Origin of the sequence: Pseudomonas sp. R3.Fl (assembly GCF_023516765.1) — a bacterium.
In the GTDB taxonomy this organism is placed as follows: Bacteria; Pseudomonadota; Gammaproteobacteria; order Pseudomonadales; family Pseudomonadaceae; genus Pseudomonas; species Pseudomonas citronellolis.
In genome coordinates this window covers 7,306,291-7,329,535 of the sequence record NZ_JAMGSO010000001.1, presented here as the reverse complement: position 1 = coordinate 7,329,535, position 23,245 = coordinate 7,306,291, and the positions used below count along the sequence as shown (strand labels likewise).

The 23,245-nt window shown below is 68.9% G+C and carries 14 protein-coding genes; 2 read left to right on the top strand and 12 right to left on the bottom strand.

Annotated elements, in window-relative coordinates; genetic code table 11:
- Positions 1 to 485: 485 nt before the first annotated feature.
- The 5 genes from M8R19_RS32310 to yfiR all read right to left on the bottom strand — a co-directional run bounded on the left by M8R19_RS32310 (position 486) and on the right by yfiR (position 4,562).
- Complete coding sequence (locus tag M8R19_RS32310) at positions 486 to 986, bottom strand: VOC family protein (protein ID WP_074980884.1); 501 nt, start codon at positions 984 to 986, stop codon at positions 486 to 488.
- Between the two features lie 117 nt (positions 987 to 1,103).
- Positions 1,104 to 2,210, bottom strand: a complete 1,107-nt coding sequence (gene zapE / locus M8R19_RS32305) for a cell division protein ZapE (protein WP_249920040.1) — start codon at positions 2,208 to 2,210, stop codon at positions 1,104 to 1,106.
- Between the two features lie 9 nt (positions 2,211 to 2,219).
- Entirely contained in the window at positions 2,220 to 2,720 is a 501-nt protein-coding gene (gene yfiB, locus M8R19_RS32300) for an outer membrane lipoprotein YfiB (RefSeq protein WP_249920039.1), read from the bottom strand.
- The gene (gene dgcN, locus M8R19_RS32295) at positions 2,695 to 4,002 is read right to left on the bottom strand and encodes a diguanylate cyclase DgcN/YfiN (protein WP_249920038.1); all 1,308 of its coding nucleotides are present in this window, start codon (positions 4,000 to 4,002) and stop codon (positions 2,695 to 2,697) included. The genes yfiB and dgcN overlap by 26 nt, the downstream gene beginning before the upstream one ends.
- Positions 3,999 to 4,562, bottom strand: coding sequence for a regulatory sequestration protein YfiR (yfiR, locus tag M8R19_RS32290; RefSeq protein WP_116424456.1), 564 nt, complete (start codon positions 4,560 to 4,562; stop codon positions 3,999 to 4,001). Before yfiR ends, dgcN begins: the two co-directional genes overlap by 4 nt.
- Positions 4,563 to 4,837: 275 nt before the next feature.
- On the opposite strand from yfiR, the gene M8R19_RS32285 reads away from it, so the two are divergent.
- Positions 4,838 to 5,479, top strand: a complete 642-nt coding sequence (locus M8R19_RS32285; RefSeq protein WP_116424455.1) for an HD domain-containing protein — start codon at positions 4,838 to 4,840, stop codon at positions 5,477 to 5,479.
- A 17-nt stretch (positions 5,480 to 5,496) separates the two neighbouring features.
- On the opposite strand, the gene M8R19_RS32280 is transcribed toward M8R19_RS32285, so the two are convergent.
- Positions 5,497 to 6,396: a LysR family transcriptional regulator gene (locus M8R19_RS32280; protein ID WP_116424454.1), complete on the bottom strand. Its 900-nt coding sequence runs from the start codon at positions 6,394 to 6,396 to the stop codon at positions 5,497 to 5,499.
- A gap of 122 nt (positions 6,397 to 6,518) precedes the next feature.
- On the opposite strand from M8R19_RS32280, the gene M8R19_RS32275 reads away from it, so the two are divergent.
- Entirely contained in the window at positions 6,519 to 7,277 is a 759-nt protein-coding gene (locus tag M8R19_RS32275; protein ID WP_249920037.1) for an SDR family NAD(P)-dependent oxidoreductase, read from the top strand.
- A gap of 964 nt (positions 7,278 to 8,241) precedes the next feature.
- On the opposite strand, the gene M8R19_RS32270 is transcribed toward M8R19_RS32275, so the two are convergent.
- From M8R19_RS32270 to M8R19_RS32245, 6 genes are all read right to left on the bottom strand, one after another.
- On the bottom strand, positions 8,242 to 8,562 hold the full coding sequence (locus tag M8R19_RS32270; RefSeq protein WP_009621849.1) for a DUF2025 family protein: 321 nt from the start codon (positions 8,560 to 8,562) through the stop codon (positions 8,242 to 8,244).
- Between the two features lie 63 nt (positions 8,563 to 8,625).
- The gene (gene ubiM, locus M8R19_RS32265) at positions 8,626 to 9,798 is read right to left on the bottom strand and encodes a 5-demethoxyubiquinol-8 5-hydroxylase UbiM (RefSeq protein ID WP_249920036.1); all 1,173 of its coding nucleotides are present in this window, start codon (positions 9,796 to 9,798) and stop codon (positions 8,626 to 8,628) included.
- Between the two features lie 128 nt (positions 9,799 to 9,926).
- The gene (locus M8R19_RS32260) at positions 9,927 to 11,063 is read right to left on the bottom strand and encodes a saccharopine dehydrogenase family protein (protein WP_249920035.1); all 1,137 of its coding nucleotides are present in this window, start codon (positions 11,061 to 11,063) and stop codon (positions 9,927 to 9,929) included.
- A gap of 86 nt (positions 11,064 to 11,149) precedes the next feature.
- Complete coding sequence (locus M8R19_RS32255; RefSeq protein ID WP_249920034.1) at positions 11,150 to 11,551, bottom strand: GFA family protein; 402 nt, start codon at positions 11,549 to 11,551, stop codon at positions 11,150 to 11,152.
- An 84-nt stretch (positions 11,552 to 11,635) separates the two neighbouring features.
- Positions 11,636 to 13,138, bottom strand: coding sequence for a TolC family protein (locus M8R19_RS32250; RefSeq protein WP_074980894.1), 1,503 nt, complete (start codon positions 13,136 to 13,138; stop codon positions 11,636 to 11,638).
- A 50-nt stretch (positions 13,139 to 13,188) separates the two neighbouring features.
- A complete protein-coding gene (locus tag M8R19_RS32245) occupies positions 13,189 to 23,211 on the bottom strand; it encodes a DUF4347 domain-containing protein (RefSeq protein WP_249920033.1) in 10,023 nt (3,340 codons plus the stop codon).
- Between the last annotated feature and the right edge of the window lie 34 nt (positions 23,212 to 23,245).

Sequence of the window (23,245 nt, the reverse complement as noted above, 5' to 3'; positions counted from 1 at the left end):
GGAGCGCGCCCTGCGCGCGATTTCGCGGGCAGGGTCCGCTCCTACAGGTTACCGGGAGGCACGGTATTCCTTCCCCGTAGGAGCGGACCTTGTCCACGATGGCCGGACATCCCGGCGCGTTTCGCGGATGAGATTCGCTCCTACGCCGCCCCACCTGCGCCACTCCAATGTAGGAGCGCGCCCTGCGCGCGAAATCGCGGGCAGGGCCCGCTCCTACAGGTTGCCGGGTGGTGCGCTATTCCTTCCCCGGAGCGGACCTTGTCCGCGATAGCCGGACATCCCGGCGCGTTTCGCGGATGAGATCCGCTCCTACGCCGCCCACCTGCGCCATTCCAATGTAGGAGCGGGCAAGGGTGCGCCGAGGCGATTTTCGTAGGAGCGAGCTTGCTCGCGAACAGACTCCGCTGCGGGGCTCATTCGCGAGCAAGCTCGCTCCTACGAGAAGCCATGCTCGCCTGCTACAACCGTTCGCGGTTGTACGCCGCTCAGGCCCCGTCGTAGGCCCCGCGCAGCGCCGCGATATCCAGCTTCTTCATGCCCAGCAGCGCCTGCATCAGGCGTTGCGACGCCGCCGTCGCCGGGCCGGCTATCAAGTCCGCGAGCACGGCCGGCACTATCTGCCACGACAGGCCATACCTGTCCTTCAGCCAGCCGCACTGCTGCGCCTCCACCGGGCCGCCGGCGGACAGGCGTTCCCAGTAGTGGTCGATCTCCTCCTGGCTGTCGCAATTCACCTGCAACGACAGCGCCTCGCTGAACTTGAACAGCGGCCCGCCGTTGAGCGCGGTGAAGGCGACGCCGTCCAGCTCGAAGGCCACGGTCATCACCGAGCCCGGCGAGTGGCCGTGGATTTCCTGGCCAGCCTCGCCGTAATGGCTGATGGCGCCGATACGCGAGTTGGGGAAGATGGCCGTGTAGAAGGCCGCGGCCTGCTCCGCCTGGTCGTCGAACCACAGGCAGGGGGTGATGCGCTGGATGCGGGACATGGGCTGTCTCCTCGTCTGGGCGCGCGGCCACCGTGGCCGCGCCCTGTTCCTCGTCGTCCGGCGGGACGCGGAATCGACAAGTCTGGAACAGCTCCGACGAACGCGCCCGCGCGCCGCTCAGCGGCCGAAGCGGCTGGTCTGCATCTCGCGCAGGCGGCTCAGGGTGCGGCGGAAGGGGAATTCCAGGCCGCCCTGGGTGTACAGCGCCTCCAGTGCCACCTCGGCCTCCAGGTACAGCGGCACGCCACGGTCGTAGCATTCGTCGACCAGGGCGATGAAGCGGCGCACGCCGTCGTCCCGGGCCGACAACGCCGGCAACTGGCGGTCGCCGGCCACCACCCGCCGCGCGCCGTCCTCGGTGCCGCGGGCGATGCGCGCCTCGCGACGCTCGCCGCCCAGCTCGGGGATGTCGCCGAGCAGGATGGCGTGGAAGCGATCGCACAGGCCGATGAAGTCCTGGGCCGACCAGGGCCGCTCGCAGAGGTCGGCATAGCGGCACCAGAGCACCCCGCGGCCGTGGCGCACCACGGCCAGTTCGCGGTTGCCCAGCGCCAGCGGCGCCTCGCTGCCGCTGCCGGCCAGCGCGGCGAACACGTAGCCCAGGGCGCTGGGCAACCCGGCGCGGCACAGCCAGTAGCGCTGCACCGGCGCGCCCGGGTGCAGGCGGTGGTCCTGGCCGCCGTCGGTGGCCAGCACCTGCATGTGGCGCTCCAGGGCGGCGATGGCCGGGAGGAAGCGCTCGCGGTTGAAGCCGTCGGCGTACAGCCCTTCGGGCGGCTGGTTGGACGTGGCGACCACCACCACGCCGTGCTCGAACATGGCCTGCAGCAGGCCGCCCAGCAGCATGGCGTCGCCGATGTCGCTGACGAAGAGCTCGTCGAAGCACAGCACCCGCACCTCGCCGGCCAGTTCGGCGGCCAGCGCCTGCAAGGGCGAGGCGGTGCCGGACAGCTGGAACAGGCGCCGGTGCACCCACTGCATGAAATGGTGGAAATGCTGGCGCCGCGCAGGCACCCGCAGGCTGGCGTGGAAGCGGTCCAGCAACCAGGTCTTGCCGCGCCCCACCGGCCCCCACAGGTACACGCCCAGCGGCCGCTCGCCACGGTGCAGGGCCGCCTGGCATTCCTCCAGGCGCTGTGCCGCGTGCCATTGCGCGGCATCCTCGACGAACCCCCGCTCGCTCACAGCGAGGCGGTAGGCTGCCAATGGCGAAGACCGCTCCACGGCGACTCCTTATTCGGCCGGGACGATGATGGAGACCCGGCGGTTCTCCATGCGCCCGGCGGCGCTGCTGTTGTCCGCCACCGGGCGCTGCATGCCGCGGCCGATGACTTCGAGATTCTCCCGGGGCATGCCGATGCCGGCCAGCACCTGGGCCACCGACTCCGCCCGGCGCACCGAGAGCTGCTGATTGTAACCCGCATCGCCGTAGGAATCGGTATGGCCTTCCAGGCGCAGCTTGTCGATGCCCACCGCCAGCAACGCGTGGCCGATGCGCTCGACCTCGCCGCGGCTGGCCGGGTCGATGCTGTCGACGTTGTTGCCGAACAGCACCTTGCTCGACAGCCCCAGTTCCCAGCCTTCGTCGCCCAGCTGGAAGCCCTGCTGCTGGAGGGCCGCGACCTGCTCGGCGCTCAGCCCCTTCTGCGGCGCGGGCGGCGTCTGGCAGCCGGCCAGCAGCAGACTCAGCAGCAGGCCGATGATCAGGCTAGGTTTCAGGGGCTTGGCTATCACGGGCTATCTCCTTGTAGTCCTCGGTGTTGGAATCCGCGCCCTCGCCGGCCAGGCTGCGCATGCCCCGGCCGCTGCGCTTGGCCTGGTACATGGCGCCGTCGGCGCGGTGCAGCAGCTCGGCCAGGGTGCGCCCGTGGCGTGGGTAGAGCGCCACGCCGACGCTCAGCGAGGTGCTGATGCTGCTGCCGTCCGGCAGGGCGATGGGCGCCGCCATGCTGGCCAGGATGTCGTCGGCGATGCGCAGCGCCGCGCGGCTGTCCGGCAGTGGCGCCAGCAGCACGGCGAATTCGTCGCCGCCCAGGCGCGCCACCAGGTCGCTGTCGCGCAGCTGGCCGCGGATGCGCTCGGCGATGGCCACCAGCACCCGGTCGCCGGCCGCATGGCCGAGTTCGTCGTTGATCGCCTTGAAGCGGTCGGAGTCGATGTACAGCACCGCTGCCTGTTCGCCGCGCTGGGCCAGTTCGCGCAGGGTGCGGCTCAGGCGGCCCTCGAAGAAGGCGCGGTTGGGCAGGTGGGTGAGGCTGTCGTGATTGGCCTGGTGCGCCAGGGAGGCGTTCTCGCGCTCCAGGTGCTGCTGCCAGGCTTCCAGCTCGTCGAGCAGCGCGTTGAAGTCGCCGCCCAGCTCGTCCAGCTCGGCGATGCGCGCCGAGGGCACGCGCCGCGAGAACTGGCGGTCGCGGCGCACCGCGTGGGCCACCCGGGCCAGGCGGTCGAGCGGCGTGACGATGCGGCTGACCATGCGCCGCGACAGGTAGAAGGCGCCCAGGGCGGTCAGCAGCAGGCAACCGAGCATGCCGCCCAGGCCGGTGATCAGGAAGGTCAGCAGGCGCCCGCCGGAGCCGGTCAGGCGGATCTCGCCGATCTGCCGGCCATCGTGGACGATAGGCTGCACTTCCTCGTGGTTGAGCCACCAGCGCCCGACGAAATGCCGCAGCGCGCTCACCCCGTGGCCGAGCTCCCAGGTCGCCAGCAGGCGGCCCTGGGCGTCGTACACGGCGCAACGGCGCACTTCCTCGGTGCTGGCCACCAGGCGCAGGGCCTCCTCGGCGGCGGCGCTGTCGTTGAACACCACCGCGGCCTCGACGGTGTAGGCCATCGAACGGCCGATCAGGTGCAGGTTGTGCTCGGCATAGGCGCGCAGGGTGAGCAGGCCGACCACCGCCACCGCCAGCCCGGCCATGCACACCGAGGCCAGGGCCACCCCCAGGTGCGCGCGGTACAGCAGGCGGCCCAGCGACTTGCGCCGGGTGCTGCGGCGCTCGGTCAGGCGCGGCAGGTTCATGGCTGGCCCCTCCGCCGGCCGAGGTTGAGCACGTTGGGGTGCACCCGCACGCCGCTGTGCGCCACCGAATCCAGGTTCACCGCGAAGGACGGCGGCGTGGCGCTGAAGTCCAGGCAGAACACGCTGCCGACGCTGCAGTCGGGGTCGTGCTCGCTGAGCGACAGCACCGGGTGCCCGGCGACCCCGGCGAACGCGCGCCGGCGCTGCGCCTCATCCAGCAGGCCGAGGTAGAGCACGTTGCAGCGCTCGCCCAGGGCGGGGTCGTCCACCTGCGCGCGGCGCACCTCGACGCGGCGGCCGTTGGCCTGCAGCAGGCTGCCCCGGCGCAGCAGGGCCTCGGCGTATTCGCTTTCGCCCAGCACGCACAGCTCCAGGGTCTGCGGCTCCCGCGGCCAGCGCACGTAGCTGAGGATGCCCAGCAGCATGCCGCGCAGGGCCGCGCCGTCGCCGTCCGCGGCGCCGGAAGCCGCCAGGCACAGGGGCGCCGCCAGCACCCACAAGGTGAGTACCAGGGCACGCTGCAGCAGTGCGGGACGAAGGGCGGGAGAAACGAAGGACACGATGACGGCTCGGCGAGTACCAATACGGCGACAGCACGCGCGGCATCTTAATGGATTGCGGCAGGAATGTGACGTAGAGCTGACTTTTAGTTTGACCTGAAACAAGTTTCGTCAGTTTTATGACGTCATTTTCAGCAGAGGCTTACCAAAGGTTGGCAGCGCATCGGCTTCATTTGGCAGGATCCGATCCTCTGCATCGATTGCTGCCAAGGCGGCGCGGGCTTCCAATGGGGGCACGGCAGCACAGCGCCGCAACCACTCACCAGGAGGCCGCCATGACCCTCGACATCCAAGGGGTGAAAGTCCCCGACAGCCAGCTCGCCCGCGAGATCACCGAACTGGTGCGCGACACCGCCACCCCGCTGCTGTTCCACCACTCCTCGCGGGTGTACTACTGGGGCGCGCTGGCCGGCGCGCGCCGGGGCCTGCAGTACGACGCCGAGCTGCTGTACGCCGGCGCCATGTTCCACGACATGGGCCTGCTGCCGCGCTACTGCAGCAAGTGCGAGCGCTTCGAGGTGAACGGCGCCGACTGCGCCGCCGAGTTCCTGCGCAGCCACGGCATCGCCGAGCGCGACGTGGAGACCGTGTGGACCGCCATCGCCCTGCACACCACGCCGGGCATCCCGCAGCACATGCGCGCGGAGATCGCCCTGGTCACCGCCGGGGTGGAGATGGACGTGCTGGGCATCGACTACGCCGAGTTCCCCGAAGCCGTGCGCGACGCCGTGGTGGCCGCCCACCCGCGCGGCGGCGATTTCAAGAACGACATCATCGAAGCCTTCTACCAGGGCATAAAGGACAAGCCGCAGACCACCTTCGGCAACGTCAAGGCCGACGTCCTGGCGCTGAAGGACGCGCAGTTCGAACGCGCCGACTTCTGCCGGATCATTCTCGACTCGGACTGGCCGAGCTGAGGTTGCCCGCGGCCGGCTCAGAGGCCGGCCACCTCCTCCACCAGGCCCTGCAGCCACTGCATGAACAGCCGCACCCGCGGCGGCTGGCGGCGGTGCGCGTAGAGCAGCGTCACCTCCAGCCGCGCCGGGCGCAGGTCCGGCAGCACCTCCACCAGACGGCCGTCGGCCAGGTAGTCGCGCAGGCCGTGGCGCGGCGCCTGGATGATGCCCAGCCCGCCCAGGCAGGCGCCCTCGTAGGCCTCGGCGTTGTTCACCGTCACGCTGCCGGCCATCGGCAGGAAGTGCGTCCTGCCCTCGCGGCGGTATTCGAAGCCCGCCGGGCGTGTGCCCAGCACGGGGACGTAGTGCACCAGGCGATGCCCGGCCAGGTCGTCCAGGCTGCGTGGGATGCCGAAGGCCTGCAGGTAGGCCGGGCTTGCGCAGTTGAGCTGCTCGAAGCCGCCCAGCGGGCGCGCCACCAGCGAGGCGTCCGCGGCTCCGCCCACGCGCAGCACGCAGTCGAAGCCTTCGCGCACCAGGTCGACGCGGCGGTCGGTGCTGCTCACTTCCAGTTCCAGCTGCGGATGGCGGGCGGTGAATTCGCCCAGGCGCGGCATCACCACCTTGCGCGCCACTATGGTCGGCATGTCCACCCGCAGGCGCCCGGCGAGCACCTCGCCGTCGCGGCGGAACAGCCCCTGCAGCTCGTCCATCTGCGCCAGCAGCTCCTTGCTACGCTCGTAGAACACCAGGCCGTCCTGGGTCGCCCGGACCTTGCGCGTGGTGCGCTGCAACAGGCGGGTGCCGAGCAGTTCCTCCAGCGCCTGGACCTGCTCGGAAACGCTGGAGCGCGGCAGCCCCAGCTGCTCGCCGGCCTGGGTGAAGCTGGAGAGTTCGGTGACGCGCACGAAGGTGCGCAACAGTTCGGGCTTGATCATGGGCGGCGGGGCCTGCGGATTGTTCGGCTATGACGAGCAGTATTTCCGATTCCGCCAGGTTTATCAGCAACCAGCAGGACAATAACCTTGTCCCCGAAGCCAACCCCCACAGGAGCCACGCCATGTCCCGCAAGATCGCCCTCATCACCGGCGCCAGCCGCGGCCTGGGCCGCAACGCCGCGCTGCACCTGGCCGAAGCCGGCGTCGACATCATCGGTACCTACCGCAGCCAGGCCGACGAAGCCCGCATCGTCGCCGACGAGATCGAACAGCACGGTGCCCGGGTGCGGATGCTGCCCCTGGACGTCGCCGACAGCGCCAGCTTCTCCGACTTCGCCCAGCGCATGGAAAGCGTGCTGAAGGAGCACTTCGGCCGCCCGCAGTTCGACTACCTGGTGAACAACGCCGGCATCGGCATCCACGCGGCCTTCGCCGAGACCACCGAGGCGCAGTTCGACCAGTTGCTGAACATCCAGCTCAAGGGCCCCTTCTTCCTCACCCAGAAGCTGCTGCCGCTGCTCGCCGATGGCGGGCGCATCCTCAACGTCTCCACCGGCCTCACCCGCTTCGCCCTGCCCGGCTATGCCGCCTACGCGGCCATGAAGGGGGCGATGGAGGTGCTGACCAGGTACCAGGCCAAGGAGCTGGGCGGGCGCGGCATCTCGGTGAATATCCTCGCCCCCGGCGCCATCGAGACCGATTTCGGCGGCGGCCTGGTGCGCGACAACGCCGAGGTCAACCGGCAGATCGCCGGCAACACCGCGCTGGGGCGTGTCGGCCTGCCGGATGACATCGGTGGCGCCGTGGTGGCGCTGCTGGCCGATAACAGCCGGTGGATCAATGGCCAGCGGGTGGAGGCCTCTGGCGGCATGTTCCTCTGAGGGCCGGTCCACGCTCTGCTGCGTGTCGGCATAACTGCGTTAAAAGCAGGCGAGGGAGCGTAATGTTGTTCACTTAAGAAAGAATGCCGTTTCTCTCCATGAGAGAAACGGCATTTTCATGTGGGGTGGGGCTAGGGCTTCGATCTCTAACCCGTCATTCCCGCGAACGCGGGACGCGGCTCCATCGCGAACAGCGCTTGCGCTGGCCCGAAGGGGAATAACCCAGCTGCCTTCTTGCTTGGTGTAACGCGCCGCACCGAGTGTTCGGAGATTTTTTGTTTCGCCCCCTCGGGCGAGTCCCTTTTGTCAAACGCCACAAAAGGAACCAAAAAGGCTTGCCCCGCATACGGGCCCGATGGAGCCGGGCTACCCTCGCGAACTCCCCCGCCACGGAGGCCCGCCCCGAGGGTACGTCCCTGTAGCCCGCGGGGCTCTCGCGACATCCATGTCGCATGACCTCCTGAGCGCCGGTTTCGCTCGGCCTTCTGAAGGGGCGTTCCGGTGCGCGCGGAGGTTTCTCTGGAAGTCCAAGAGCAAACGCGCTTTTGCTTTTGCTCTTCGTAGGAGCGAGCTTGCTCGCGAACCTCTCGAACTGGCCGGCGACATCTGCGCCCGCGTTCAACTCCGCCCCCACACCTCTGCCAACCCTGACTCCGCTCCCGCTTGAGAGGGGACCGTCCGGCATGAAGCGCAATCACGAAGCTCCCTGATTCCCCCCTGTCCAGCCAACCCCATCGCGGACGGAGTCCGCTCCTACGGTTCCAGGAAGCATGGGCGTAGGAGCGGACTTTGTCCGCGATCGGATTCACCGGCCCCACCGAACGCCCCGGTGGCACGGCCAACGGCGTATAACCGCGAACGGTTATACGCCCTACGTTCCCGCCTTCGCTGAACCATGAACAGCATTACGCTCCCTCGCCTGCTTTCGCTCGCGAGATCGTGACCAGCTTTCAGGCGGCACCGGCTACTTCAGCTGGCGCTGGGCGCAAATCTCCGGCAGGTCGGTGCGTCGCAGGTAGGTCTGCAGCGCCTCACCGAACTCCAGGCGCTCGGCGATGTTCTGCGCCTGGAGGATCTGCAGGCATTCGCGGCTGAGGGTCATCAGCTCGCCGGTCTTCTGCGCCCAGACGAACTCGCAGGCCGGGACGATGCTGTCCTCGTCCACGTCGAGGCCGAAGGAGTCCTCGCTGAAACGCACCAGGTACTTGCCAGTCTTGCGGTTGAAGCCGACGAAGCCCTTCAGGCGATCGGCGGCGGCGCAGATGTCGGCGGATGTCAGGGCCATGGTCTTTCCTCCCATTCTTTCTCGGATCGCGGCCCGCGCCCTCCCCCGGGCCAGGCCGGTGTGTCAGGCGTTCTGCGTCAGGTGCCGGGCGATGGCCTGGCGCAGCGGCGGCAGGCCCTGGGCCAGGCGCAGGCCGGCGTTGCGCAGCAGGCGCGCCGGCGGGCGCGGGTCGTTGTACAGCCCAGCGATCAGGCTGGTGGCCTGGTACAGCGGCCAGGTCGCCAGGCGGTGCGCCAGGGCGTAGCGGCGCAGCGGGCCGGCGGCGCCCGGGTCGCCGCCCTTGCGCTTGGCCGCCAGCACTTCCGCGGCCAGGCGCCGGGCGCTCTGCAGGCCGAAGTTGAAGCCGTGGGCGGTGACCGGGTGCATGCCCACCGCGGCGTCGCCCAGCAGCGCGCAGCGCGGGCCGGCGAAGCGGTCGGCGTAGACGCCCACCAGCGGGTAGCAATGGCGCTGCCCGAGCAGGGCCATGCTGCCCAGGCGGTGTTCGAAGCGGCGCTCGATGTCGCGGGCGAAGGCCGCCTCGTCCAGCGCCAGCACCTGGGCCATCTCGTGCTGCGGCAGGGTCAGCACCACCGACGAGACGTCGCCGTTGAGCGGCAGCAGGGCCAGGGTCTGGCCGTAGCCGAACCATTCCCAGGCCACCTGCTGGTGGGGCTTGGCGTGGGCCATGCGGCAGACCAGCATGGTCTTGCCGAAGTCTTCCATGCGCGCGCCTATGCCGAGCATGCGGCGGGTTTCCGAGAAGCGGCTGTCGGCGGCCACCAGCAGGTCGGCGGTCAGTTGCTCGTCGTTGTCGAGGGTGAGCCGGGCGCGGTCGCCGGCGACCTTGGCCGATTGCAGTGCGCGGCCGTCGAGCAGGGTCACGTCGGCGCAGTCCTGCACCTCCTCGAAGGCGGCGCGGCGGATCGCCCGGTTCGGCACCAGGTGGCCGAGCTGGCCGGCGCCGGCCAGGCCGGCATCGATGCGCAGGGCGAATAGAGAGGGGCCGTTGAGCACCTGGGCATCGCGCAGCGGCGCGATGTCCTGCGCGGCCAGCCGCGGCCAGATGCCGAGCTGTTGCAGTTGGTTGCGCGAGGCGTGCGTCAGGGCGATCTCGCGGCCGTCTTCCGCCGGCTCGGCCAGGGCGGCGCGGGCCTGGCGCTCGATCAGCAGGATCGACAGGCCATGGCCGGACAGGGCGCGGGCCAGGCAGAGCCCGGCGGGGCCGGCGCCGACGATGGCGATATCCACGTGCATGGGTGACTCCTCTCGCGGGATGGGCGGTCACGGAGTCTAGGGCGGGCGCCCGGCGCGTTTCTTGTCGTGGATCAGTAGCCGGCGGCGGACGGGCCTGCGGCGCTGGCGCGCATACCGCTTCCGGGGTATCAGCCGCGGGCGCTCTCCGACCCCAGCTCGCGCAGGCCATGGCGCACGCTCAGGCCTTCCAGCTCGGCAAGGTAGTCGTCCAGGCCCAGCAGGCCGATGCAGGGCGTGGCGCCGCGCCGGGGCAGGCGCCCGGCCGCCAGCTTGCGGGCCAGGGCGACCGCCGCCATGCAGGGGATGTTCGGCCCGTGGTCGTCGGCCGCCTGCAGCTCCCAGCACAGGCGCAGGGGCCGGCCGTCGGCGCCCTCGCCTTCCAGGCGCACGAACATGCCGCTGCGCCCGTCGCCCAGCGGCTCCAGGCCCTGGGCCAGGCGCTGCAGCCAGGGGCTCAGGCGGCTGGCGTCGCGCAGCACGCCCAGGCGCACCAGCCAGGACAGCGCCCAGGTGCCGAAATGCGTGCTGCGCAGGCCCAGGCCGGCGCCGAAGCGCACCTCGCGCACCGTCGGGTAGCGCTGCGGGAAGAGTTCCAGGTCGGGCACGTCGCAGTTGGCCAGCCAGCGCCGCCCCAGTGGCGCCGGGAAGCGGTGGGCGACCAGGTCCTGCCAGCCGTACACCGCCTGCCAGCGACCGTCGCGCAACTGGCGCAGCGGCTTGCCGCAGTAGCCGAGCACGGCCGCCAGGGTGGCCTGGCCGGGAATCTTCGCCGACGAGCTGATGCCGTGGTGGATGACGTCCAGGCGGGCGAAGCGCGGCAGCAGTTCATCGACCACCGCGGCGCTGAGCGCCGGCACCGAGCTGGCGCCGGCGCACACCAGCACCCCGGCGCTGCGCGCCGCGCGGTCCAGCTCGCCGATGGCGCAGACGAACTCGCGGGCGTCGGCCAGGTCGACGTAGTGCGCCCCCGCCGCCACCGCGGCGCGCGCCGCCCGGTAGTCCTGGGCCTGGAACGGGCCGGCGGTGGAAATCAGCAGGTCCACCCCCAGCTCGCGCAGGCGCCCGGCGAGGGTCGGCTGGTTCATGTCCAGGCACACCGCCTCGCCGCCCACCTCCGCGGCCAGCAGGCCGGCGCGCTTGCGGTCGCGCCCGGCGACCAGCACGCGCATGCCGTCGATGCCGGCCAGGCGGCGAACGATCAGGCTGCCGAAATTGCCATAGCCACCGAGCACCATGACGCGAAAATGGCCGGGTGATGCCGACATCGTTCCTCCTTGACGATCAGCCACTCAAACGGCCCACAGGGTAACGCGCGGTGAACGCAACGAACATGACAACCTCGCCGCCGCGCTCAACCGGGCTTGCCGGCGGGATGGCGCGGCAGGTCGTCGTCCAGCGGCCACCAGTTGGCCGCCGAGGCCACGTGGTAATGAGCCTCCGGACGGCTCGGCAACTCCCCGTCGAGGGTGCCGGCACGCAGCCGCAGGATGCCGGGCAAGGCGTCGCGTTCGCTGTAGATCGGCGAGCCGCAGCGCGCGCAGAACCAGCGGCGCTTGCCCGGTGAGGACTCGAAGGCGCGCAGCTGCTCCTGGCCCGCCAGCAGGCGCAGGGCCTCGCGGCGCACCGGGATGTTGGTGGCGAAAGGCCCGCCCTGGGCCTTGCGGCACTGCCCGCAGTGGCAGACCTGGATGGGCGCCAGCTCGCCTTCGAGCACGAAGGCGATGGCGCCGCACAGACAGCTTCCCCGGTACATGTGTCCTCCGACATGACAGGCGAGGCTGCAGTCTAAGGCAAGCGCCGGCCCGCTGCAGCCGGCGATCGGGATGGCGTGAGCGCCTCAGCGCGGTTGCGCGGCGATCTCCCCGCGCTGCCATTGCGCTTCGCGGTTGGCCAGGGCCTGGCCGATGTCCGCCAGGGAGTCGGACTTCAGCTGCGCCGGCAGCGGATCCAGCCCGACGCTGGCGAACACCTGGCCATAGGCGTTGCGCAGCTCGGCATAGGCCAGGTCGCGCTGCAGGTCGGCCTGCAGGTTGTTCAGCTCGCCCTGGATCAGCTCCAGCTCGCCGATGCCCTGGGCCTGCCGGCGGTTGCGCAACTCCTGGGTGATCTGCCCGTCCAGGCTGGCCAGCTCTTCGCTGGTCTGGAACTGCCGGCGCGCCTCCTGGTAGTTGGCGTTGGCCACGTAGAGCTGCGCCAGCACCGCCATGGACAGCGCCTGGCGGCGTGCCGCGGCGACATCCTCGCCGGCCTTGGCGACCTTGATCGCGGCTGGGGCGGAGAGCACGTTGAACAGGTTCCAGGTCACCTTCACGCCGTAGTCGGCCCAGCTCTGGTTGACCAGGTAGCTGTTGCTGTCGTAGTGGCCGCCGGCGGAGAACTCCAGGCCCGGCAGCAGGCGCAGCATGGCCTTCTTGGTCTCGGCGGCGCTGATCCGCGCCTGGTAGTCCTGCTCGCGCAGTTCCGGGCGCGAGGCCAGGGCTTCGCGTTCCAGGCTGTCCATGCCGACCTTGAGTTCCGGCAGCGGGTAGTCGTCGGCCGGCATGGCCAGCCGGACTTCGGTGCCCGGCGCCAGGTTGATCAGCGTGGCCAGTTCGGTCTTGGCCAGCGACAGCGCCTTGCGCTGCGCTTCCAGCTGGCGGGTGGCCTCGATCAGCGAGCGCTGGTAGCCCATCGCCTGGACCGGGTCGCCGATGCGCTGGCTGCTGAGGTTCTGGCTGTCCTTGCGGGCCTGCTCGACGCGCGCCATCAGGCCATCGATACGGCCCAGCAGGCGTTCGGCGGCCACCGCCCGCCAGTAGGCCGAGCGCACGTCCTGGACGATGGTCTGGCGCACCTTGCGCCGGCGCTCCTCGATGATCAGGCGCTGGTCGGCCTGTTGCTTGGCGCTGACGTAGCTGACGCCGAAGTCCAGCACGTTCCAGACCATGGTCAGGTCGGCGACGTCGCGGTCGCGGTCCTGGGAGGTCGAGGGCTCCAGGGACTGCTGGTTGGTCAGCACGCTCTTGCTCGACGAGGCGCTGACGTTGTTGCGCCCGGCGTAGCCGGCCTCCAGGGCCATGCGCGGCAGCATGTCGAAGGTGGCGAGGTCGACCTGGCGCTGGGCCAGGGCCTCTTCCATGACCTTCAGGCGGCCTTCGAGGTTGTACTTGATCGCCCGCGCAGTGGCCTCGTTGAGCGTCAGCTCGCCGGTGAGCGGCTCCTGCGTGCGGAACATCCCGGCCAGATCGTCGCGGGCACGCTGTTCGCTCATCGCGCGGCTGATCGGTTCGCTGGTCACGGCGCAGCCGCTGATGGCCAGCGCCAGCAGGCTGACGCTGAAGAATCGGAAATGCCTGTTCATTGTTGTCGAGCCGCCCCCTGTACGGCTTCTGCTGTTTTCACGCCCCGCCATCAGCTGGCCGGCCGCTCCTGGCCGAGCTCGCCGAAGGCGTTGGCCAGGTCGGCGACCTGGCGCTGCTCGCGCTGATTCATTTCCTGCAACTGCTGTCCGAAGCCGGACGAAGTGAAGATCCCCCGCAGCCCCTGGCCGAGATCGCCCTGGCGCGGGCCGAAGGCCGACAGCGCTTGCTCGTCGCCCTCCCGCGCGGCACCGAAGATCGCTCCCAGCGTGGTCGAACCGAAGACGCCGGCATCGCCGCCACCGAAGCCGAGGAAACCATGCCCGCTGCCATCGCCGAAGGCGCTGTTGCCGGCATTGGCGAATATCTGTGCGATCTGCGTCTGGCTCGGCCCCTCGCGGAACAGGCTGCCGAGCAGCGACTGCGCCGCGCCACGGTTGCTGCTGTCCAGCAGCGGCGCCTGGCCGAGCGTCGGCGCGCCGAGGCTCTGCGACATCGGCGGCGGCGGCACGCTGCCGCCGGGAATGCTCCCGGGCAGCGCCGGCTGTATCCCCTGCTCGGCGCGGAACTGCGGGTCGCCGTCGCTCAGCGAGCCCTGCACCAGCAGGCCGCTGGTCGACGGCAGGCTGCCGAGTGCCAGGTTGGCGGCATTGCCCACGGCATCACTCGGGCGTGCGCCATTGGCGAGTATCTGGTCGCCCAACTGGATGCCGTCGATATCGGCCTGCCCGCTCTGCACGGTATAGGCGAACACCAGCCGGCTGCTGCCCGAGCCGGAAACGTAGTCGGCGTAGACCACCCCGCCACGGTCGAGGGTGATGGCGATGCGCGGCACGCCGGAATGGGTGTCCACCTGCACCGCTTCGCTGAAGTCGACGCTGAACTCCAGCGTCTGCCCCGGCGTGTAGCGGCCATCGGCCGGCAACTGCACGGCGGTGATCTGCGGGTTGCTGTGGTCCAGTGCGTAGCTCGGGCCGGTCAGGCCGGTGGCCAGCGCGTTGCCGGCCGCATCGCGGGCTACTGCGTTGGCGCGCACCGATAGGGTGAGAGTGCCGTCGCCACCGACCTCGCCCACGCTGACCCGCCAGGTCAGGTCGTTGAGCTGCACCACCGACAGAATCTGCCCGTGGGCGGAGCCGCTGGCCTGCAGGGCGAGGTCCTGGGTGCCGAGGAAGGCGACCTGCTCGGAGAAGCTGACGTCGTATTCCAGGGCATCGGCATTGCTCGGCGAGGCATCTACCCGGGTGATCGACGTGACCGTCGGCGCGGTGGTATCGACCAGCACCGCGCTGCTGTCGCGCACGCCATGCAGGGTCAGTTGCACATCGTTGCCGGCCTGGTCACGCATGACGGCGCCATGGGATTCGAGACCGACGACCTGGATGCCATCGGCATCGTTGTCCCCCGGTTGTATCCGGTAGGAGAACATGCCGTAGGACGAGAAGTTGCCGATGAAGTCGGCGTAGACGGTGCGTCCGCCGATATCCAGCACCAGGCGCGGCGCGCCGTTGCTGGTATCCAGCAGGATGTTCTCGCTATAGCCGACCATCAGCATCAGCGAGTCGCCGGCCTTGTAGATCCCGTCATGGTAGACCGCAACCGACGTCACGCCGGGCGCAGTGGTGTCGACCACGGCGCCGGAGGTGTCGCTCAGGGCGGTGAGCGTGCTGTCCAGCGGGTTGCCGGCGGCGTCGGTGATGGCGCTGCCATTGGCCTGCAGGGAGAGGATCCGGATGCCACCGGCATCGTTGTCGCCCGGCTGCACCAGGTAGCGGAAGCTGATGCCGCTACCGGTGCTGGCGACGAAGTCGGCGTACACGGTGCGCCCGCCGAGTTCCACCAGCAGCCGCGGAACGCCGCCGCTGGTATCGACCAGCAGGTTTTCGCTGCCGGTGATGGAGAAGTTCAGCGCGTCCCCCGCCTTGTAGTAGCCGGCGTAGGGGCCGGTGGCGAGCGTCACGGTCGGGCCGGTTGTATCCAGTAGCACGCCCTGCGTACTGCCAACCCCGTCGAGCGTCAGTTGCAAGGCATTGCCCGCGGCGTCGTGCAGGGCGCCGCCGTTGCTTTCCAGGTGCAGCACCTGGATACCGTCCGCATCGTTGTCGCCAGGCTGTACCTGGTAGCGGAAGGTCAGCGCCGTGCTGCCGGAGCCGGACAGGTAGTCGGCATAGATCGTCCGGCCGTCGAGGTCGAGCGCCAGGCGCGGCATCCCGTTGCTCGTATCGACCAGTACGGCTTCGCTGGCGTTGACCGTGAAGGTCAGTTCGGTCCCCGCCCTGTAGCTGCCGTCGGCAGGCACGTCGACGCTGACGATGAGCGGCGCGGAGGTATCGACGATTACACCGGCGGTGCTGCCGACGTTGCTCAGGGCCAGGTTGGCGTCGTTGCCGGCATTGTCGCGCAGGGTGGCGCCATTGCCTTGCAGGCCCACCACGGTGATGCCATCGGCATCGGTATCACCGGCCTGCACCTGGTACTGGAACACCAACGCACCGGTACCGGAGCCCGAAACGTAGTCGGCGTAGACGGTGCTGGAGCCGATGGTCAGCGCCAAGCGCGGGCTGCCGTTGACGAACACCGCCTCGCTGGCATTGACCGTGAAGTTCAGCACATCGCCGGCGTTGTAATGACCGTTCGCCGGAACGCCAACGCCGGTCACCACCGGTGCGCTGGTGTCGACCAACACGCCCGCGGTGTTGCCGACGCTGTTCAGCGTCAGGACGGAGTTGTTGCCGGCGCCGTCGCGCAAGGTGCCACCGTTGGCGTCAATGGAGCCTACGGTGATGCCGTCGGCATCGTTGTCGCCGGCTTGCACCTGGTACTGGAACACCAGCGTGGAAGTGCCGGAGCCGGAAACGTAGTCGGCATAGACCGTGCTGGAACCGATGGTCAGTGCCAGGCGCGGGGAACCGTTCACCGTGACCGTTTCGCTGGCGTTGACCGTGAAGCTGAGCAGGTCACCGGCCTTGTAGGTGCCGTCGGCGGGTACATCGACGCTGGAAACGACAGGCGCCAGGGTATCCACCCGCACATTCTGGCTGGGAAGAATGTTGTTCAGCGTCAGCAGGGCATCGTTTCCGGCGCTGTCCTTCAGACTGCCGCCGTTGGCCTGCAGGGACGTGATGGTAATGCCGTCGGCATCGTTGTCCCCCGCCTGCACGAGGTACTGGAACTCCAGTTGGGTACCGCCGGAGCCGGCGACATAGTCGGCGTAGACGGTTTCCGAACCCATGACGAAGGCCAGGCGCGGGATGCCGCCCTGGGTGCTCACCTGCACCGCTTCGTTGGTAGAAACAGAGAAAACCAGGATGTCGCCGGCCTTGTAGGTGCCATCTCCCGGGCCGAGCACCAGGCTGACCTGGGGAGCGCTGTGGTCGATGGCATAGGTTTCGCCCTGTAACCCACCGCTGAGGGCATTGCCGGCCTGGTCCTTGATGCTGTTGTCGTTGGCCAGGTCGAGTCGCAGGGTGCCGGTACCGGCCACGGCGGACACCACCACGCTATAGGTGCGCGAATCGACGGTGCTGACCGAGCTGACGACTCCGCTCGCTGTCTGGCTGCCCACCAGCACGAAGTCGGAAGCATCCACGCCGCTCACCGCTTCGCTGAAGGTGACGGTGTAGCGCACCGAGGTTCCATTGCTGGGCGACGCATCGACGCGAACGATGCCGCTGGCCGAGGGGGCGACGCTATCCACCAGCACGCCGCTGGTGGCGCCGACGTTGTTGAGCGTCAGGTTGGCAGCGTTGCCGGCGATGTCGTGGATGCCGCCACCATTCAGGTCGACGCTGCCGATGCTGATGCCGTTGCTGTCCAGCTGACCCGACGGCACGCCGAGACGGAACACCAGCGCACTGCTGCCAGTGCCGGAGAGATAGTCGGCGTAGTAGGTCTGGCCGCCGATATCCACGGCGAGCCGCGGCGTGCCATCGACTATGGCCGCCTCGCTGAGATTCAGGGTGAAGTCGAGGTTCTGCCCCGCGCGATAGATGCCGTCGGACGGCACGCTGACGTTGCCGATCAGCGGAACCACGCCGTCGACCACTATGTTCGCGTTGGCGCCCAGAGAGCCGGCGGCGCCCGGTGCTGCCAGGGTCAGCGTGGCAACGTCACCGCCGGCATTCTTGATGCTCCCGCCGTTCAACTGCAGCGCCGAAGTGGCGGCGACGTCGAGGTCGGCACTTACGTCGCCGGCCTGCACGGTGTAGAGGAAGGTCAGCACATTGCTGCCGGAGCCGCCGGAATAGCTCGCGACGCGGTCGACCAGTCCGGTCTCCAGCAACAGGCCTGGCGTGCCGTCGACGAACACGTTCTGGTCGAATGTCACCTGCAGCTGGATGGTGTCGCCGGCCTTGTAGGTGCCGTTCGGAGTCAGGGCCACGACGTCCTGCGCCTGCGGGTTCGGGATGCGAACCTGCAGGGCCACGCTGGTGGTGGTGGTGCCCCCGGATCCGTCGGTGACCGTGACCACCAGGGTATCGCTGCCCTGGTATCCGCTAGTGGGTTGGTAAACGAGGCCGTTCAGGAAAGCGTTCAGGCCGGACAGGGGCCCAGCGGTTGACCAGGTCTGAGAGGGCATGCCGGAGTACAGGATGGAACCATGGCTGACGGAAACGCTCAGCAAGAAACCACTGTCCGCATTGTCGACATCGCTCACCACTATGGCGTTGCCGTTGGCGTCGCTGAACGTCAGGCTGCCGAGTGAAGAAACGCTCTGCGCCCCCGGAACGCTGACGGTCGGCGCATCGTTGACCGCGTTGATCGTGAGGCTGACGTTCGCCAGGGCGCTCAGCGCATCGGCCGGGCCGCTACCGCCGTTGCCGCCATCGTCGATGCCGATGGTCAGTTGCACGCTGCCGTTGAAATTGGCGGCCGGCATATAGGTCAGGTTGTTGCCGGCAATGAAGGCATTGAGGTCCGCCAGGCTGCCGCCGAGGGTCAGTTGGCCACTGCCCGTGCCGCTGACTGTCACGCCAGCGCCGCCCAGGGCGAACAAGGCGCCGCTGGGCACGCTGAAGGTCACGCTCATGGTGCCACTGCCGGCATCCACGTCGCTGAAGCTGATGCCGCTCAGCGCCAGGCTGGTGTCCTCGTTGGAAGAATAGGCCAGAGGCGCGGTGATCTGCGGCGCATCGTTGACCGCCACCACGTTCACGCTGCTGGCCACGGCCAGGTTGGTCGTGTCGATCCCGCCGTTGGTGGTGCCGCCGCTGTCCTGGATATGCGTCAGCGTCACCACGCGGCTGCCGGCGCCGGGGGTGTCGCCGAGGACACGATAGCTGAGCCCGGCCACCAGGTTCTGGGCATCGCTCGTGCTGATGCCGCCGGCCTTGCCGATGGTCACGCTGGCGGTGCTGCCACTGACCGACACCGTCACGCTCATGCCATTTGTGGTGGTCAGGGCGTTGCCATTGACCAGCGCGACATCGGTGCCGTCGATGCGCAGAATCTCGTTGCCGCCATCGCGCAGGCCGCTGACGCTCAGGCCGATGCCGGTGATCGACTGGCCGCTTTCGCCGGCGCTGATGACCACGTCGCCGAACAGGGAGACCGCCGAGCCATTCTCGACGTAGGTCGGCGCGCTGCCGGTAGCGGTGAGGCTCGGCGGGTCGTTCACCCCGACCACGTTCAGCGTGAGGTTGGCGGCGCTGCTGGTGGCGCCGTCGCCATCGTTCACGGTGAGGCTCAGGGTACGCGTCGCGGTGGATGGGTCGTTCAGGTTGCTGTTGCGGTAGGTGATGGCGTGGATCAGTGCCTGCACCGCCTGCGCAGTGGCGTTGGCGCTGGTGAAAGTGACGACCAGGTCGTCGCTGCCGGAGCCGCCGGCAAAGGTCCCGATGACGACGCCGCCATAGGTCACGCTGTTACCTGAGACACCGATCTGGCCGGTGCCTGTGCCCTGGTCGAGGATGCCCAGCAGATCCTCGCCAGTCGCCCGGTTGGCGGTGATCGAGACAGTCAGGTTGCCGCCGTTGAAATCACTGGAGTCGCTGTCGCTGACGGTGGCGGAACCCGCGGCGTCGAGCAGTACCGCCGCGCCGCCCTCGGTATGGCTGACAGGGCCGCTGCCCAGGTTGTCGATCACCGGCGCCTGGTTGACAGGTCCGGCCAGGATGAAATCGTTGCCGGTGCCGCCAACGTAGCTGACCGTCAGTTCCGTGCCATTGCCGGCGGCCAGGACGGTGCTGCCTTCGGCGAGGCCGGAGAAGGTGCCGGATATGGCATCGCTGCCATCGTTGACGATCACCGCGTAACTGTCGCCCAACCCCGCCGGGTAGCCATGGCTGACCGATAGGGTCGCCGCGCTGCTGAGGAAGACGAGGCCGTTGACCAATACCTGGTCATAACTGCCCGGGGCGCTACCGTTGATCTCGGCCTGCAGGACCGAGCCGCTGTTCATGATCAGGTTGCCGTTGATGCTCAGGGTGCCGGCCCCGCCATTGCCGGGTGACAGCGTGCCGCCGCTGGCGATCACCACAGCTCCGGCCAGCGTCGCCGTGCCGGTGCCGCCCAGCGTCGCGCCGGAGAGCACGCTCAGGCTGCTACCCGCCAGCGAACCGTTCAGCATCAGGGTACCGCCCTGTACCGAGGTGGCGCCGGTATAGCCGCTGCTGCCGCTGAGGGTGAAGGTGCCGGTACCGGTCTTGGCCAGGCTGCCGCTGCCGTTGATCGAGCCGGCGAAGGTCGTGCTCAGGTTGGCGCCGCCTACGGTCAGGGTATTGCTGCCAAGTTGCACCGCGCCGGCGCCGGCCAGCGCGGCCAGGGTCTCATTCGACGACAGCGACAGGCTGGCGCCGCTGTTCACCGTCACGCTGGAAACATCGGCAATGGCATTGCCGCCGCTGAGCGCCAGCGTCCCGCCGGCCACCATGGTGTCGCCGGTATAGGTATTGCTGCCCGCCAGCATGGCGGTGCCGCTGCCGGTCTTGGTCAGGCTGCCGCCGCCCGAAACCACCCCGGCCAGGGTCGCCGTGCCGCCGGAGATGGCCAGGGTGCCGCCGGCGCCGCCGAGCACGACGGCGTTGTCGACGGTGAAGGATGCGCCGTTGTTGCTGAGGGTGCCGCCATTGAGCGTCAGGGTGCCGGAGGAAAGCTGGTCGTCGCTGGAGATCTGCAGGGTGCCGCCGGCGACGTTGATGCCGCCGGACATGCCCGCCTCGTTGCTCGCGCTGGTCAGCCCCAGGGTGCCGCTGCCGGTCTTGCTCAACGCACCGCTGCCGGCCAGGGCGCTGCCCAGGGTGACAGTGTCGCCGGCGCCGTTGCTCAGCGTCAGGGTGGTGCCGCCGCCGAGGCTGATGGTTCCGCCGGTGATCAACAGCCCACTCGCCGCATCGGTGTCCAGCGTCAGGCTCTCGCCGATGCTGAGGTTGCCGGCCAGGTTGATGGTCTGCCCTGCCAGGGCGCTGCTGAAGACGATGGTCTGGCTGCCGGTGGCATCGGCCGCGGCGATAGCTACCGCCTCGCTGAAGCTGACGCCGTTGCCGGGGTCGATGGTCGCGGTGTCGGTGGCATTGGTGACGTAGATGAAATCGCTGCTGGCAACGACGTCCGCGCTCGCGCTGGAACTGCCGTCGCTGAGCGTGAAGCGGATGCTGGTATCGCCGGACGGCGTGTCGTTGCGGTAGGTGATGTGCCGCGCGACATCGTTCACCAGCGCGGTGGTGGCCGCGGTGCCGCTGCTGGTGTAGGTGATGGTCAGTACGCCGCCGCTGTTGGTGAACGTGGCGAAGGTCAGCCCACCCGCCTGCAGGTTGTTGCCGCTGACCGTGAACGAGGCGTCGCTGGTGTTGAAGTCGAAGCTGTCGGTGGAAACGGCAGCGCCCGGGCGCTGCACCGTGAGGCTGGCGCCGCTCCAGTCGCCGCTGCCGGCGTTGCGCGCGCCGAACTCGGTGTCACTGAGGGTGGCGTTGCCGCCCACGTCGAGCGTCACGCTGCTGCCGACGCCAGCCCAGGCGACGCTGTCGCCATTGAGGTTGCCCAGGCTGGGTGCCGAGTTGATCACGATAGCCTTGTTGGCCCCCAGGGACCCGGCTGTGCCAGGGCTGGCGAGCGTCAGGGTGGCATCGTTGCCCGCCGCATCGCGGATGCTGCCGCCATTGAGGGACAAGGCGTTGCTGGCGAGGTAATCGAGGTCGGCGCTGCTGTCCCCCGCCTGGACCGTGTAGTTGAAGGTCAGGGTGGAGGTGCCGGAACCGCTGACGTAACTGACCGCCCGGTCGGTGGCGCCGGTTTCCAGCGTCAGTTGCGGGGTGCCGGTGACCGTGACCGCCTCGTTGAAGGAGACCTGGATCGAGATGACGTCGCCTGCCTTGTAGACGCCGTTGGCAGTGGACGAGGAAACCGAATTGACGGAGGGCACCAGGGTATCGATGGCGTAGTTGCCGGAGTCCTTCGTGCCGGAACCGGCCAGGCCGCCCTGCACGGCGTTGACCCCGCCCAGGTTGACGGTGATCACGTTGCTGGCATCGGTGACGCCGGTGTTGGGGGTGAGGATCCCGCTCCAGGTGACGCCACCATCGCTGGAGCTCAACTCGCTGATGACACCGTTGGGCACGGTCAGGTCGGCGGTGGTGAAACCGGTGACGGCGGTGTTGAACGTGAAGGTGACACCGGAGGTCTCGCCGGCGTTCAGGTTGCTGTCGGTGAAGACGACGGAAAGCAGGTCGGGCGCGGTGTTCAGGCTGACCACGGAGCCGACGCTGGTGGCAATGCTGCCGCTGTTGTCGCCGGTCCAGTTGGCCGAGGTGGTCACCCGTGCCAGCCAGGTGGCACGGTCGGCCGAGGTGGTCGGGCCGGTGTACTGGATGTTGTCCAGCTCCAGCGAGCCGCCGCCGGGGATGCCGACCGCGTTGATCCCATTGCTCAGGGCGTTCTGGCTGTTGACGCCGTCGGGGAGCATCGAATCGCGCAGGGTGACAGCGATCGAAGTGTTCCAGCCGTTGGCGTCGACCGCTCCGGCGGAGTTGTTGAAGCCGAAGATGAAGTAGGGGTTGCTGTCCGTGTCCTGGTAGATGAACAGGCCATCGCCGGCCAGGTTCAGCGGGTCGGTGATGGTGTAGGGGGTCACGCTTATCTGCGAACTGAGGTCGATGCCGGTAGTGACGTTGGTCAGGGTGGTCGCCTGGTCGGAACCACCGAAGAACAGTTGCAGGCGGGTGCCGGCGGCGATGGTGCCGGTGGTGGTCCAGGTGACGGTGCCGTCGCCCGTGGAGCTCGTGGTGAAGGCATCGGAGGCCTGGTCCCAGCCCTTGTCGGTGAACTTGATGACCGTGCCGGCGGGGATGTCGACCAGGGTCGCCAGGGTCACGGTGTCGGTGAGCGCGTTCCAGCCGAGCACCACCATGTCGCCGGCATTCAGCGTGTTGAGCACGTGGTCGTAGCTCACGCCCGCCAGCACCGACTTGCTCTCGATGGCGCCGGTGGCGGCTTCCAGCACCCAGTCGCCGCCCTTGTCGGCATCACCGCTCCAGTCGGTCGAGGCCGCCACGTCGGCGTCGGTGTAGCCGGCCAGCTTGGCCAGAAATGCCGAGCCGTCCGCGCCCTTGCCGACATCGCAACCATAGATCAGCAGGTCGCCGTCGGCACCGAGGCTGGCGCCGATCTGTTCGAGCTGGGCCTTGGCGGTATCGACGTTGTCCAGGGTCAGGCGCGTGGAGCCCACCTGCACGCTGGCTTCGCCGCCATGGGAAATCAGGTGGATCGCGTCGAGGTCGGTCCGCCCCTTGAGGTAGTCGGCCATCTGCTGCAGGCCGTTCTTCGACGGGTCCAGCACCACCACTTCGCTGCCCTTGGGCAGTTGGCTGGTCAGTTGCTTGTAGTCCTGGACGTTGCCGTCGACGAAGACCACCTCATGCCGGGCTTCGGTTGCCGTTGCCGCCGAGGCCGGCGCTGCGGCAGTGTCCTTGCCCGCGACGTCGTGCTGGCCGGCAGCCTCGACCGCCTGCGCCGCCTGGTCGGCCACCACCGGCACCGAGGCGTCGAACATCATGCGCGGTTCGAGTGCCTGGATGAGCGAGGCCCTGTGCGCATGGCTGGTTGGTTTGCCGCCAGTCTTGTTGCGTTTCCAGAATGCCATGCTGACCTCGAACGGAGTGCCGCCTGGGCGGCTG